Here is a 12,379-nt window from a genome sequence, read left to right on the forward strand (position 1 = left end):
TTGGCTCACCTAAATCTCTGCGTGACGTTTCGCGTTCAGCATTCCAGGGTCGGGCTTAGATGCTGTCCAATGTCGCCACTTCTTTGGTGAGGCTGTCGCTCGCCGCCGTCATGGTGGCGGCTGGCGGCTGCGCGTCCGTGCAGGACATGGCGGGTGTTCCGCGCACCGGTCACCAGAAAGACGGAAGCTATCTCGTCAGTGCGGACGAAGAAAAGCTCGCGTGCCGGCAGATCCGGGACCGTCTCGAAGTGTTGAGCCGCCAGCTCAAGATGCTGCCGCAGAAAGCGGCCATCGAGGAGAAGAGCCGCCCCATGACGGTGACCGCTGCGTTCGGTCGCATGTTCGGCCAGCCCGGCGACGGCCTCAGCGCCACGAGCGAATACCAGAAGGCATCGGCCGAAACGGATGCGCTCAATGCGCTGCTCGTCAGGAGGCAGTGCATCTAAGCGGGTGATTGCATCGCGCCCCGTGCAAAGAAAAGGCGGCCCGTTTCCGGACCGCCTGTGCTCATTCATTTTTGGCGCGCGACTTATTCGCGTTCGCGCTTGATGATTTTGCCGCCGCGGATGTCGACGTCATAGACACCGCCGTCGGCGTGGCGCGCGTTGTCGACTTCGAACTTGCGGTCGTCGCGATCGAACTCGATCTTCTGCCAGGACGTGTAGCCGTTGGCGCGCAGCACGCTGCCGACGCTGGCCCGCTCCGCAGCCGTTGCAGGCCGATCGTCGGCCAGGGCGGGAGCGGCGAGGGTAGCGGCGAGAGCCAGTGAACCGGCGAGGGCGGCAATCTTCTGCATGGTTTCAATCTCCATCTGAAAAGTGGGATGGCTGCCCGATCGGCCAGCCTTGCGTTCAACATGGCCACCTTGCATCCGGGGCGCTGACGGTGCCCTGATGGAGATCGTCAGGGGATTGTCAGGCGCGCGGGGACCGGCTTGTTGGCTGGGTCATGGCGCGCGGGGCAGGCGCACGGTCGCGCAAAGGCCCGGTGCGGCGTCGGTGAGTGTCAGAGTGCCGCGCCAGGATTCGAGAATGTCGGTGACGATGGCGAGGCCGAGGCCCGCGCCCGAGCCGCGCTCGTCGAGCCGGCCGCCGCGGCGGAGGGCTTCGCTCAATCGATCGGCGGGAATGCCGGGACCGTCGTCGGCAATCGTGAGGACGGCAAAACCCTCCTCATCGCTCCCCGTGACCGAGATGGCGTGTTTGGCGTGGCGGGCCGCGTTCTCGATCAGGTTGCCGACCGCTTCCGAGAGATCGTCGCGATCGATGGCCGCCGTGAGGCCCGCGGGCAGTTCCACGATCCAGTCGAGGCGCTGGCCCTCTGGTGTCTTCTGGACGACGCGGACGATCTGCTCGATGGCGGTGGCGATGTCCGTCACGGCTTCGCGATGGGGCCGCGCGAGCCGGACGCGCGCGAGCTCCCGCTCAACCGTGCGCTGCATCGTGCGGATGACGGTCGACAAGCCGAGCGCGGCAGCGGTCTGCCCATCCTTGGCGAGGCGATCGACTTCCGTCTGGAGGACCTGGAGGGGCGTGCGAAGGCCGTGCGCGAGGTCGCCGGCGCGGGTCTTGGCGCGTGCGATCTCGATATCGCGGGCCGCGATCAAGGCATCGATTTCCTGGGCGAGCGGGCGGACCTCGTCCGGGAAGCCCGACGATCCCAATTGGCTTTCCTTGCCGGCGCGAACGGCCGAGAGGCGCGTGCGCACGGCGTCGAGGGGACGCAATCCGATGGTGACCCAGGCCCATGTCGCGGCCAGCAACAGAGCGCCGATGATGGCGAGCAGGGGCGCGAGGTCGAGTGCGAACTCACGCGTCGCCTTCGAGATTTCAGCCGCGTCGACGGCCGTCGCGATGCGCGCCGTGCCGCCGCCCATGCGGGCGGGTAGCTCGACGCGGCGTTGCAGGAGGTAGAGTTGCGTCTTGCCGGGTCCGGCGATGCGATGGTGATGGATCGCATCATCGACAGCGGTTTCGGCCGGAAGCGCCAGTTCCGCGTCCCACAGCGAGCGTGAGCGGAGCACGGTGCCGTTCTGCTCGTGGACGATCTGCCAATAGAGACCCGAGAGGGGGACCTCGAAGCGCGGGTCGGCAGGCGGCGCGGTGAGCCGAAGCTGTCCCGACGGGCCGCGCTCGATGTGGGCGGTGATCTGGTTGAGGTGCACGCTGAGTTCGGCGTCGATGCGCCGCCCGGCGTGCCGTTCGAACAGGATCGTCAGGCCGTAGGCCGCCAAGGCGAGAGCAACGAGCGTGGATGCCGCGCCGGCCAGCAGCAGACGTAACCGAAGCGAACCGAACGTCATTCCGAACCGTCCGATACGGCGTAGCCGAAACCGCGGCGGGTTTGGATGACGTCTGCGCCAAGCTTTTTGCGCAACCGTGTCACGACGGCTTCGAGCGCGTTGGCGTCGCGGGCGTCGTCGTCGCCATAGAGATGCTCGATCAGCTCGCCGGGCGGGACGACGCGGCCCTTGTGATGCACGAGATAGGCGACGAGGCGGTATTCCAGTGGAGAGACGGCCATGTTGGCGCCGTCGATCATGACCTTCATCTGGCGCGTGTCGATGGAGACCGGTCCGGCCTCGATGACCGGCGAGCCGTGTCCGGCGGAGCGGCGGATGAGTGCGCGGACGCGGGCCATCAGCTCTTCGACCTGAAAGGGTTTCGCGAGGTAGTCGTCGGCGCCGGCATCGATGCCTTCGACGCGTTCCGGCCAAGCGCCGCGCGCGGTGAGGATCAACACGGGCATCTGCCGGCCGGCTGTGCGCCAGCGTTTCAGGACTGTGAGGCCGTCGAGCTTCGGCAAGCCGAGGTCGAGGATGACGAGATCGAAGTCTTCGGTGTCGCCCAGGAACCAGGCGTCTTCACCATCGGCGGAGACGCGGCTCTGGTAGCCCGATGCGTCAAGAGCAGAGGAGATGCCCGTGGCAATGGCGGGTTCGTCTTCGACGACGAGGATGCGCATCAGTCGTCATCCTCGATGCTCAAAATTTTGCCGGTCGCTGCGTCGACGTCGACTTCGAGCAGCTTACCGCGCGCATCGATGACGTCGAACTCGTAGACGAAGCTGCCGTCGTCCTCGACCTCCAGTTCGACGCCAAGGATCTTGCCGGGCAGGTTCGGCTTCACGATCTCGGTGATCTCGGAGAGCGAGCGGATGCGCCCTTCGAGGAGCGCCTTACGCGCCACCTCCTGGTCGCGCGCATCGTCGCCGGCGCGGGCGGCTGGTGCCGGCGCGGCGAGAAGGCATGCTGAGACGAGGGCGAGTGTTTTCCAGTTCATCATGGCTCTCGTGGTGCGCTTTTTTGGCTGACAACGCGCTGACGGCCGCAGTCAGCGGAGGGTCAGCGCCACTCTCGCATAACGGGGCGTCGGCGGGTGCTTCCCCCCTCCCGCATTCAACTTATAAATGGAGATACCATCATGAAGAAGCTTTTGGCCGCATCCGTTCTCGCGCTCTCCGTTGCGGCTTCCGCCGCCGCCGTTCCGGCGCTCGCCGGCGATGACGATTACGCGGGTGTGCTCAATGTGCCGCGCGACCAGTGGATGACGACCTCGGCCGCTGTCCAGAAGATCGAGGCCCAGGGGTACAAGGTGCACGAGATCGAGGTTGACGACGGCGCGTTCGAGTTCGAGGCGACCAATTCGTCGGGTCAGCGCATCGAGGGGCACGCGCATCCCGCAACGGGCGAAGTGCTGAGCACCCGCCCCGACAACGACTAAAGGCCACTCCGGCGGCGCATTGCCGCCGGATTGCATCTTGGACGGTCAAGAGCCGCGGCGGTTGAGTCAAGTGCCGCGGCGCTGGCGGGTTGCCGCGGCTTTTCTTGCGGACGCGGATCTCGCGGCGGCCGGGCGTGCCGCCGCGGCGCGGCCGCCGGTCTTTCCACCTTTGCGCGCCGCCGGATGGCCGGTCTCCTTGCCGCGCCCCGATCCGCCCGGCTTCTTGCCGCCGCCGTCGTCCTTGTTGACCGTGGCCCACGCGCGGCGCTCCGCTTCCTTGGTCTTCACGCCCTTTTTCTTGTAGCCGCCGGCGATGTGGTCCGCCTTGCGTTCCTGCTTGGCGGTGTACTTTCCCTTGTCTCCTTGCGGCATGTCATCCTCCATTGAACACGATGCCTGATCAACAGCTCCTATGCAGTTGAGTTCCCACAGAGCTACGGCCGCATGAGCGGGGTGCGTCTCTTCGACTGTACCAAAGTCGAGAGCGCGAGTTAGACCTTGCTCTCAGTTCGTCACCCGGCAATGCTACGTGGTGCGCGTATCGCATGGCGGCGCGCCGCTCAGCATCGATCAAGGGACGGACGCATGACCGAAGCCTTTCGCGTGCTCATTGCTGACCCCATTCACGAGGACGGCCGCAAGCTTCTCGAGGCCTGCGGAGATCTGTCGGTCGATGTCGCGACAGGACTGGATGAAGCCGGTCTCGTTGCCCGCATTCCCAAATACGACGCGCTCATCGTGCGCTCCAAGACGCGCGTTACGGCGCCGGTGATCGCGGCCGGTGCGGCGCTCAAGGTGGTCGGGCGCGCCGGGATCGGCGTGGACAACATCGACGTTCCGGCCGCGACCGAACGCGGTATCGTGGTGTTCAACACGCCGGATGCAAACGCGACGACGACGGCCGAGCTGACCGTCGCGCATCTGCTGTCGTTGAGCCGTCATTTGCCACAAGCGGACCGCTCCGTGCGGAGCGGCGCATGGACGCCAACGAAGTTCGTCGGCGCGGAACTTGCCGGGAAAACAGTCGGGATCATCGGATTCGGCACGATCGGCCGCCTCGTCGCGCTCCGCTGCGCGGGCCTCAAGATGCGCGTGCTCGCCTATGACCCCTTTGTACAGCCGGACATCATGGCGCAATCAGCGGCCGAGCCGCAGGATCTCGATGGGCTGTTGGCCGCGTCCGACTATGTGACGCTGCATTGTCCGATGATCGACAAAACGCGCAACCTGATCGACGCAAGCCGCATTGCGCAAATGAAGCCCGGCGCGCGGCTGATCAATTGCGCGCGCGGCGGGCTGGTGGACGAAGCCGCGCTCGTCGATGCGCTGACACGCGGGCATCTGGCCGGGGCTGCGCTCGACGTGTTTGTGCAGGAGCCGCCGAAGGAGTCGCCGTTCTTCGCGCTCGACAACGTCGTGCTGACGCCGCATCTCGGCGCTTCGACCGAGGAAGCCCAGCAGGCGGTGAGCGTGCGGATCGCCGAGGACATCGCCCGGTTTCTGAAAACGGGGGCGGCGGAAACGGCCGTCAACCTGCCGCGGATTTCGAGCGAACAGTTCGGCCGGACGCGTCCCTACCAGGAGCTTGCGCACGCGCTTGGCCGGCTGGTCGGCGCGTTGAGCGACGGGCCGATCAGCGAGCTCGTGGTGCGCCTGTTCGGCGCGGTGGCCGAATTGGATGCGCGGCCGATCACAGCCGAAGCGCTCGTCGGCGTGCTGGACAAGCGCCTCGCGGGGCCGGTCAACAGAGTCAACGCGGCGCATCTCGCACGCGCTCAGGGGATCGAGTTTCGCGAGTCGCACTCGGAGCATTCGCGCGATTACGTGTCCCTGATCGAGGTGAGCGCCGTGTCGAACGGCGTGACGGCGACGGTAGCGGGCACGTTGCTTGGCGGGCGCTCGCCGCGTCTCGTGCGCATCGATACGTTCGACGTTGAAACCGTGCCGCGCGGTCATTTTCTCTTTACGCGGCATTCCGACCGGCCCGGCGTCGTCGGCGCGCTCGGGAGTATCCTGGCGAGCGAGGATCTCAACATTTCGCGCATGCATGTCGGTGTCGACGGCAACGGTGGGGGAGAGGCGGCGATCGCGCTGATCAGCATCTCGTCGCCGATCTCGGACAAGGGCCTCGCCGCGGTGCGGGCGCTACCCGCCGTCGACACGGTCGTGACGTTCGAACTTTGAGGGGCGAACTCTGACGGGCGACCTGTGACCAAACCGACGCTTCAAACCCGCATCAACGGTTCCACAAGATGACAACGAAGCCTGCTCTCAAGCCGTCCAACCCGCGCTTCTCGTCGGGCCCATGCACCAAACGGCCCGGTTGGTCAACGCAAGCGCTCGACGGCGCGTTTCTCGGCCGGTCGCACCGGTCGAAGGAGGGGCGTGCGCGGCTCAAACTCGCCATCTCGAAGACGCGCGCGCTGCTGGCGCTGCCCGACGACTTCCGCGTCGGCATCATGGCGGGCTCGGACACGGGCGCGTTCGAAGCGGCGATGTGGTCGCTGCTCGGCGCGCGGGGCGTCGACGTGCTGGCCTGGGAAAGTTTCGGCAAGGGCTGGGTGACGGACATCGTCAAGCAGTTGCGACTGCCGGACGTGCGCGTGCTCGAAGCCGACTACGGCGTGCTGCCGGATCTATCGGCCGTCGATTTCTCGCGTGACGTCGTGTTGACGTGGAACGGGACGACTTCCGGCGTGCGCGTGCCAGATGGAGAATGGATCCCAAGCCACCGCGAAGGTCTGACGCTGATCGATGCAACGAGCGCGATCTTTGCGCAGCCGATCGACTGGGCGAAGGCGGATGTCGTCACGTACTCGTGGCAGAAGGTGCTCGGCGGGGAAGGCGCGCACGGGATGCTGATTCTGAGCCCGCGCGCGGTGGCGCGCCTGGAAAGCCATGTTCCGGCGTGGCCCATGCCGAAGCTGTTCCGCCTGACGAAGACAGCCAAGATCGACGCCGCCATTTTCGAAGGCGACACGATCAACACGCCATCGATGCTGTGCGTCGAGGATTATCTCGACGCGCTCGCCTGGGCCGAGGGCGTGGGCGGGCTGGCGGGACTGATGGCGCGCGCGGACCGCAATGCGCGCGTGCTGTTCGATTGGATTGACCGCACGGCGTGGGTCGAAAATCTCGCCCGGGACGAGGCGACGCGCTCGAACACGTCGGTCTGCCTTCGCATCGTCGATCCGGCGGTTCTCGCGTTGCCGGATGCGGCGCAGGCCGCGTTCGCCAAGCGCATCGCGCAGACGCTCGAGACGCAAGGTGTGGCGCTCGACATCGGATCCTATCGCGACGCGCCGGCGGGCCTGCGCATCTGGACGGGCGCGACGGTCGAGAGCGCGGATCTCGAGGCGCTGACGCCCTGGCTCGACTGGGCGTTTGCAGACGCCAAGGCCGCGTTGGGCGCGTAGACGCGTTCACGTCTTCCTTTTCGGATCGCCGTGCGCAAAGCGGGCTGGGCTCGTGCATCCTCTGACGGACGCAGGACAATCCGCGGTCCGCTAGCTGTTTTACCCTGATAACCCGATGAAATTGCGAGACAATCTGTAATGCGGCATAAAGGTTGTGCCGGAGCGCGACGGCACATCTTTTAACCTCTCCCCCCAAAAAAAACCCTGAGGAAATTCCCAATGATGAAGTCGGCAAGCACTGCTCTCGTTGCAACGATGATCGTCGCCATGGCGGTTCCCGCCCAGGCTGGCGGCCGCGGTGGTCACGGTGGCGGCCACGGCGGTTCGGGCATCAACCTTGGCGCCATCGTCGGCGCGGGCGCAAAAGTCAACGTCCTCAACATCGTCAAGGTCAAGCTCGGCCTTGGGCTCGGCCTGGGCATCGGCGGGCGCTGATCCTTCGCTCATCCTTTCGGGGCGGCGTGACCTCCTTGCGCCGCCCTGGCTGCTACCTTGTGACGGCGTAAGACAGCCCGACCAATGCGGTGAGCGCGTCCGTCTCCAGGAAGCCGAACGAGCTTTCGTAGGCGAGATAAGACACCCGCGCGTTCAGCGAAATATTTTCCCCCACCGGCATGTCTCCACTGATGGCGAATTCCGTCTTGTCGTCGGCTCGGCCGATGGCGAGCAGGCCAAGACCGTCATAGGTGCGCCATGAGCGCGAGGCCGCGAACGTCAGCACGCCCTGCGGGAGCGTCAGCGTCAGTCCGCCCAGCATGACCCGCTCGTAGGCGGAACTTGCAATCAGGAAGTCGGTTTCCTCGAATCCATAGCGCGCAGCGCCGAAGGCCTTCCATTCGTCGGATAGTTTTGCTTCGCCCTCGATCTGGTAGCCGTGTTTCCAGGCATCATCGAACAGCGGTTCGCGGTACATGCGCAGAAACGGCGTGTAGACGGCGCGGAAGCTCGCGCGCTCACCGGCGTAGGCGAGGCCGATCAGCGGAAACACGCTGACGCTGTCGCGCTCGACGCCAAAATCATCGGTGCGTTCGAGGTAGGTTTTGACGTCGACGCCGGCGCCGGTCTCGAGCGTGAGGTGATCCGTGAGGGTGGTGCGCAAGCCTGCAAGCACGCGCGACGAGATGCGGTCGCGGTCGTCCTGACTCTGGAACGGGCCGGCGGGGCCGGGCAGATCGCGGTAATCCAAGAGTGCGGTCTCGGCCCGGACGTAAGGCTTCGTGCCGGACAGCGTCAGGACATGCTCGACCACGAGACTGGTTTCGGTGAGACGTTCCTCGACATCGCTGCTGTTTGCAGCGGTCAGCGCAACGGAGGTTTGCGCGTTGCCCCAGTCGTGCGTCAGCGCGGCGGCCGCGGTGCCGGTCAGTTCGTCGGCCTCGCTGAAGCTGGTGTAGGTTCGATTGGTGAGGTTGACGGCCAGGTCCACGCGTCCGAGTGCCGTCTTGACGATCTGGGCGTAGCCGAGCGAGGTGTCGAGAAAGGCGCTCGGCTTTTCGAGCAGCGTCGGTCCTGCATTGGTCGTCGCGCCCACGCTTGTGCCGTAGACGAGCGCGACGGTGGCACCATCCTCGCTGATGCGGCCTTTGAGGGAGGGTGGTTTCGATTGCGGAAGGTTGCTGCCGCCGAGGCGATCGGCGGCGGCCTGCGGCGCATGTCCGCATAGACCCGCGAGGGCGACGACTGCCCAAGGCGCGCTCGGCCAAGTTCTCACACGCGGCTGCGCCACGGATTACTCCTCTATCTTTCGGAGGACCACATTAATTTACTAAATAAAATCAATAACTAAGCATGCGGTTGTCGCCGCTAAAAGTAAGTAAACACGGACGGCGTCACATGCCGTGCGGCTCGTTTTTTCGTGCGCTCGCGTGCGTTTCCTGCGCGCTTAAACCTTTGCGCTTTGCCGGTCCGCTCGGTATCACGGGGCCCGCGCCAGTGACCGCTGGCTCCCAACGTCAAAGCCTGAAAGCCGAGCCTCTCTATGGCCCTCAGTCCCACACCACGACCGGGTGTTCTCGACATCGACGCCTACGTTCCCGGCGCCAGCCAGGTTCCGGGCGGTCAGAAGCCGATCAAGCTCTCCTCGAACGAAACGCCGCTCGGTCCAAGCCCGCAGGCGGTGGCCGCATTCTCGGCTGCCGGTGCAAAGGGTCTCGAACGCTATCCGGACGGTGAAGCGGCCGTGTTGCGCGCGGCGATCGGGCGGCGGTTCGGTCTCGCGCCGGAGCGGATCGTCTGCGGCGCGGGATCCGACGAACTCATCAGCCTGATCGCGCATGCCTATCTCGGCCCGGGCGACGAGGGTTTGTACACCGAGCACGGATTTCTGCTCTATCGCATCGTCGTGCTGGCTGCGGGGGCGACGCCCGTCGTGGCGTCCGAGACCAATCTCAAAGCGGATGTCGATGCCATCCTCGCCAAGGTGACGTCACGCACGAAAGTCGTGTTTCTCGCCAATCCGAACAATCCGACCGGCACCTATCTCGGCATCGACGAAGTGCGCCGGTTGCGGTCCGCGCTGCCGGGCAACGTGCTGCTCGTGCTCGATGCGGCCTACGCCGAATATGTGCGCCGCAACGATTATGAAGCCGGGCTCGAACTCGTGGCCACCACCGACAACACGGTGATGACGCGCACGTTCTCGAAGATCTTCGGGCTTGCCGGGCTGCGCATCGGCTGGGCCTATTGCCCGCCTGCCGTGGCGGATGCGCTCAACCGCATCCGTGGTCCGTTCAATCTTTCGGCGCCCGCCATCGCGGCCGGCGCCGCGGCCATGGCGGACTGGGCGCACATCGAAGCCGCCGTGCGCCACAACGACGAGTGGCTGCCCTGGCTGACGGCCGAGATCGAAAAGCTCGGGCTGAGCGTTACGCCGAGCGTCGCGAACTTCGTTCTCATCCATTTCCCGGACACACCGGGGAAGGACGCCGCCGCGTGCGATGCCTTCCTCAAGGGCCGGGCGATCATTCTCCGCCGCGTCGCGGGCTATGGCCTGCCGGGCGCGTTGCGGCTCACCGTCGGTTCGGAGGCCGAGAACCGCAAGGTGATCGAAGCGCTCGCCGCGTTCACGGGGGCGCGCTCATGAGCGGCAAGATGTTCGAACGGATCGCGCTGATCGGCATCGGCCTGATCGGCTCCTCCATCAGCCACGCCAGCCGGCGCGCAGGTCTCGCCGGGTCCATCGTCGGCTCGGCGCGCACGCCCGCGACCGTCGAAACGGCCATGCGCCTCGGCCTTATCGAGCAAGGGTTCGTTTCGCCGGCGGAAGCCGTCGAAGGGGCGGATCTCGTCATCCTCTGCACGCCCGTTGGTTTGTGCGGACCGATCGCCAAGGAAATCTCGCGCAGCCTGAAGCCGGGGGCGATCCTCACCGATGTCGGATCGGTCAAGGCCTCCATCGTGCGCGATGTCGCGCCGCACGTGCCGAAGGGCGTGCATTTCGTGGCCGGTCATCCGATCGCGGGCACCGAGCAATCGGGCCCCGAAGCCGGGTTCGCCGAGCTGTTCGATGGCCGTTGGTGCATCCTGACGCCCGAGGCCGACACGGACGGCAAGGCCGTCGAGAAGTTGCAGAGCTTCTGGGAGGCGCTGGGCTCCAAGGTCGAGGTGATGACGCCGGAGCACCATGATCTGGTGCTCGCGATCACCAGCCATGTGCCGCATTTGATCGCCTACAACATCGTCAACACCGCGGCGCATCTCGAAAAGGTGACGGACAGCGAGGTCATCAAGTTCTCGGCCGGCGGGTTCCGCGATTTCACGCGCATCGCCGCCTCCGATCCGACGATGTGGCGCGACGTGTTCCTGAACAACAAGGATGCGGTGCTCGACATGCTCGGCCGCTTCTCCGAAGATTTGTCGACGCTTCAGCGCGCCATCCGGTTCGGTGACGGCGACACGTTGCACGAGATGTTCACCGATGCGCGCGCCATTCGCCGTGAAGTCATCCAGGCCGGCCAGGATACCGCGACCGCCGATTTCGGACGCGGCGCGGTGCGCAAGGTGACGGAGCGGACCGAGACCAAGGCGAAGACCGAGACCTGAGCGAAAGGGAGCGGCGGGATGACGCTCAAGCCTGCCGAAACGTGGGTCTTCGGTTACGGGTCGCTGATGTGGAATCCCGGCTTCGCGTATGCCGAGGCGCGACCCGCGACGCTGCGCGGCTTTCATCGCGCGTTCTGCATCTACTCCGTTCATTATCGCGGTACGGCGCGCCAGCCCGGGCTGGTGCTCGGGCTCGACCGCGGCGGCGTCTGCCATGGCATCGCCTTTCGGATCGCGCCCGATACGCATGCCGAGACGCTGGCTTACCTCCGGCGACGCGAGCTGATCTACGGGGTCTACCGGGAAGCATTCATTCCGGTCGATCTTGCCCAGGACCCTTCCGGCGCGCCGCTGCAGAGCGTGTTCGCGCTCGCCTACATCGCGGAACGGGCGCATCCGGCCTATGCCGGCGTCCTGACGCTCGCCCGCGAGGCCACGCTCATTCGCCGGTCGGCCGGGCGGAGCGGCACCAATCTCGATTATCTCCTGAGCACGCACCGGCATCTGCGCAGCCTTGGCATCCAGGACGCGCGACTGGATCGTCTCGTGGCGCTGACCGGCGCGCTGGCCGGACGCGCCGTCTTGCGGGATGGGGCGCCCCGCAGCACGGTGGGCCTCACGCGCGCCTGGGCTTCGCGGCCGACGCATCTGCCGCGCACCGTGCAGGACAATCGCTTCGGGTTTCGCGCCAAGTGCGTGCGAGCCGGGAGGCGCACCGAACAGACGCCTGAGGAGCAGGAGTGACGTCATGAACGCCGTGATTGCGATTTTCGTCGGCGCGGGCCTCGGCGGCGTGCTGCGTCATGGGCTGAACGCCTGGATCACGGCTGCGCTCGGGGCGGCGTTTCCGTACGGGATCCTTGCCATCAACGTCATCGGGTCCACGGTCATGGGGCTTGTCGCGGCGTGGTTCGCGTCGTCTGGAGATGGGGATCCGTCGCTGCGGCTGTTCTTGGCGACGGGCGTGCTCGGCGGCTTCACGACGTTTTCGGCGTTCTCACTCGATACGGTCGCGCTGATCGAGCGCGGCGAAGCCGGGACTGCCGCGATTTACGTGGTGGCGAGCGTCGGACTCTCGATTCTCGGGCTGTGTGCCGGTTTGTGGGCGATGCGAGCATGGCTCGCGTAGAGCAGCGCTCGGCGCAAAAAATCGCGCCGGCTGGGAGCGGCGCGATGTGTTGGCTTTAACGGGGAGACGTC

15 protein-coding genes are annotated in these 12,379 nt (G+C 66.0%); 9 read left to right on the plus strand and 6 right to left on the minus strand.

The window, feature by feature from the left end; genetic code table 11:
* The first annotated feature begins 59 nt into the window (after window positions 1-59).
* A complete protein-coding gene (locus ACTIFK_RS11140; RefSeq protein WP_439543141.1) occupies window positions 60-446 on the plus strand; it encodes a hypothetical protein in 387 nt (128 codons plus the stop codon).
* An 83-nt stretch (window positions 447-529) separates the two neighbouring features.
* On the opposite strand, the gene ACTIFK_RS11145 is transcribed toward ACTIFK_RS11140, so the two are convergent.
* From ACTIFK_RS11145 to ACTIFK_RS11160, 4 genes are all read right to left on the minus strand, one after another.
* Window positions 530-796, minus strand: coding sequence for a PepSY domain-containing protein (locus tag ACTIFK_RS11145; RefSeq protein WP_439543142.1), 267 nt, complete (start codon window positions 794-796; stop codon window positions 530-532).
* Between the two features lie 150 nt (window positions 797-946).
* Entirely contained in the window at window positions 947-2,302 is a 1,356-nt protein-coding gene (locus ACTIFK_RS11150; protein ID WP_439543143.1) for a sensor histidine kinase, read from the minus strand.
* Entirely contained in the window at window positions 2,299-2,964 is a 666-nt protein-coding gene (locus ACTIFK_RS11155; protein ID WP_439543144.1) for a response regulator transcription factor, read from the minus strand. Before ACTIFK_RS11155 ends, ACTIFK_RS11150 begins: the two co-directional genes overlap by 4 nt.
* A complete protein-coding gene (locus ACTIFK_RS11160; protein ID WP_439543145.1) occupies window positions 2,964-3,281 on the minus strand; it encodes a PepSY domain-containing protein in 318 nt (105 codons plus the stop codon). The genes ACTIFK_RS11155 and ACTIFK_RS11160 overlap by 1 nt, the downstream gene beginning before the upstream one ends.
* Window positions 3,282-3,422: 141 nt before the next feature.
* On the opposite strand from ACTIFK_RS11160, the gene ACTIFK_RS11165 reads away from it, so the two are divergent.
* Complete coding sequence (locus ACTIFK_RS11165) at window positions 3,423-3,722, plus strand: PepSY domain-containing protein (protein ID WP_439543146.1); 300 nt, start codon at window positions 3,423-3,425, stop codon at window positions 3,720-3,722.
* 66 nt (window positions 3,723-3,788) lie between these two features.
* On the opposite strand, the gene ACTIFK_RS11170 is transcribed toward ACTIFK_RS11165, so the two are convergent.
* Window positions 3,789-4,094 (minus strand): plasmid stabilization protein, encoded by a 306-nt coding sequence (locus tag ACTIFK_RS11170; RefSeq protein WP_439543147.1) that lies wholly within the window; start codon window positions 4,092-4,094, stop codon window positions 3,789-3,791.
* Between the two features lie 213 nt (window positions 4,095-4,307).
* On the opposite strand from ACTIFK_RS11170, the gene serA reads away from it, so the two are divergent.
* The 3 genes from serA to ACTIFK_RS11185 all read left to right on the plus strand — a co-directional run bounded on the left by serA (window position 4,308) and on the right by ACTIFK_RS11185 (window position 7,573).
* On the plus strand, window positions 4,308-5,906 hold the full coding sequence (gene serA / locus ACTIFK_RS11175; protein ID WP_439543148.1) for a phosphoglycerate dehydrogenase: 1,599 nt from the start codon (window positions 4,308-4,310) through the stop codon (window positions 5,904-5,906).
* 68 nt (window positions 5,907-5,974) lie between these two features.
* Entirely contained in the window at window positions 5,975-7,138 is a 1,164-nt protein-coding gene (locus tag ACTIFK_RS11180; protein WP_439543149.1) for a phosphoserine transaminase, read from the plus strand.
* A gap of 219 nt (window positions 7,139-7,357) precedes the next feature.
* Window positions 7,358-7,573: a hypothetical protein gene (locus ACTIFK_RS11185; protein ID WP_439543150.1), complete on the plus strand. Its 216-nt coding sequence runs from the start codon at window positions 7,358-7,360 to the stop codon at window positions 7,571-7,573.
* Between the two features lie 52 nt (window positions 7,574-7,625).
* Here the strand turns inward: ACTIFK_RS11185 and ACTIFK_RS11190 are convergent, their stop codons facing one another.
* Window positions 7,626-8,864, minus strand: a complete 1,239-nt coding sequence (locus ACTIFK_RS11190; protein WP_439543151.1) for a hypothetical protein — start codon at window positions 8,862-8,864, stop codon at window positions 7,626-7,628.
* 252 nt (window positions 8,865-9,116) lie between these two features.
* On the opposite strand from ACTIFK_RS11190, the gene hisC reads away from it, so the two are divergent.
* From hisC to crcB, 4 genes are read left to right on the plus strand one after another with little or no spacing between them, the layout of a single operon-like run.
* Window positions 9,117-10,220, plus strand: coding sequence for a histidinol-phosphate transaminase (gene hisC, locus ACTIFK_RS11195; RefSeq protein ID WP_439543152.1), 1,104 nt, complete (start codon window positions 9,117-9,119; stop codon window positions 10,218-10,220).
* On the plus strand, window positions 10,217-11,179 hold the full coding sequence (locus tag ACTIFK_RS11200; protein ID WP_439543153.1) for a prephenate/arogenate dehydrogenase family protein: 963 nt from the start codon (window positions 10,217-10,219) through the stop codon (window positions 11,177-11,179). The genes hisC and ACTIFK_RS11200 overlap by 4 nt, the downstream gene beginning before the upstream one ends.
* Before the next feature lie 18 nt (window positions 11,180-11,197).
* Window positions 11,198-11,923, plus strand: coding sequence for a gamma-glutamylcyclotransferase (locus tag ACTIFK_RS11205; protein ID WP_439543154.1), 726 nt, complete (start codon window positions 11,198-11,200; stop codon window positions 11,921-11,923).
* A 4-nt stretch (window positions 11,924-11,927) separates the two neighbouring features.
* Window positions 11,928-12,308: a fluoride efflux transporter CrcB gene (crcB, locus tag ACTIFK_RS11210; RefSeq protein WP_439543155.1), complete on the plus strand. Its 381-nt coding sequence runs from the start codon at window positions 11,928-11,930 to the stop codon at window positions 12,306-12,308.
* Window positions 12,309-12,379 lie beyond the last annotated feature (71 nt).

The sequence above is a fragment of the Hyphomicrobium sp. genome (assembly GCF_051860585.1).
GTDB lineage: Bacteria > Pseudomonadota > Alphaproteobacteria > Rhizobiales > Hyphomicrobiaceae > Hyphomicrobium_C.

Excerpts from the sequence above, each read along its gene's own strand:
- ACTIFK_RS11140 (WP_439543141.1), top strand. The coding sequence starts at position 60 with ATGCTGTCCAATGTCGCCACTTCTTTGGTGAGGCTGTCGCTCGCCGCC.
- ACTIFK_RS11145 (WP_439543142.1), bottom strand. The coding sequence starts at position 796 with ATGCAGAAGATTGCCGCCCTCGCCGGTTCACTGGCTCTCGCCGCTACC.
- ACTIFK_RS11150 (WP_439543143.1), bottom strand. The coding sequence starts at position 2,302 with ATGACGTTCGGTTCGCTTCGGTTACGTCTGCTGCTGGCCGGCGCGGCA.
- ACTIFK_RS11155 (WP_439543144.1), bottom strand. The coding sequence starts at position 2,964 with ATGCGCATCCTCGTCGTCGAAGACGAACCCGCCATTGCCACGGGCATC.
- ACTIFK_RS11160 (WP_439543145.1), bottom strand. The coding sequence starts at position 3,281 with ATGAACTGGAAAACACTCGCCCTCGTCTCAGCATGCCTTCTCGCCGCG.
- ACTIFK_RS11165 (WP_439543146.1), top strand. The coding sequence starts at position 3,423 with ATGAAGAAGCTTTTGGCCGCATCCGTTCTCGCGCTCTCCGTTGCGGCT.
- ACTIFK_RS11170 (WP_439543147.1), bottom strand. The coding sequence starts at position 4,094 with ATGCCGCAAGGAGACAAGGGAAAGTACACCGCCAAGCAGGAACGCAAG.
- serA (WP_439543148.1), top strand. The coding sequence starts at position 4,308 with ATGACCGAAGCCTTTCGCGTGCTCATTGCTGACCCCATTCACGAGGAC.
- ACTIFK_RS11180 (WP_439543149.1), top strand. The coding sequence starts at position 5,975 with ATGACAACGAAGCCTGCTCTCAAGCCGTCCAACCCGCGCTTCTCGTCG.
- ACTIFK_RS11185 (WP_439543150.1), top strand. The coding sequence starts at position 7,358 with ATGATGAAGTCGGCAAGCACTGCTCTCGTTGCAACGATGATCGTCGCC.
- hisC (WP_439543152.1), top strand. The coding sequence starts at position 9,117 with ATGGCCCTCAGTCCCACACCACGACCGGGTGTTCTCGACATCGACGCC.
- ACTIFK_RS11200 (WP_439543153.1), top strand. The coding sequence starts at position 10,217 with ATGAGCGGCAAGATGTTCGAACGGATCGCGCTGATCGGCATCGGCCTG.
- ACTIFK_RS11205 (WP_439543154.1), top strand. The coding sequence starts at position 11,198 with ATGACGCTCAAGCCTGCCGAAACGTGGGTCTTCGGTTACGGGTCGCTG.
- crcB (WP_439543155.1), top strand. The coding sequence starts at position 11,928 with ATGAACGCCGTGATTGCGATTTTCGTCGGCGCGGGCCTCGGCGGCGTG.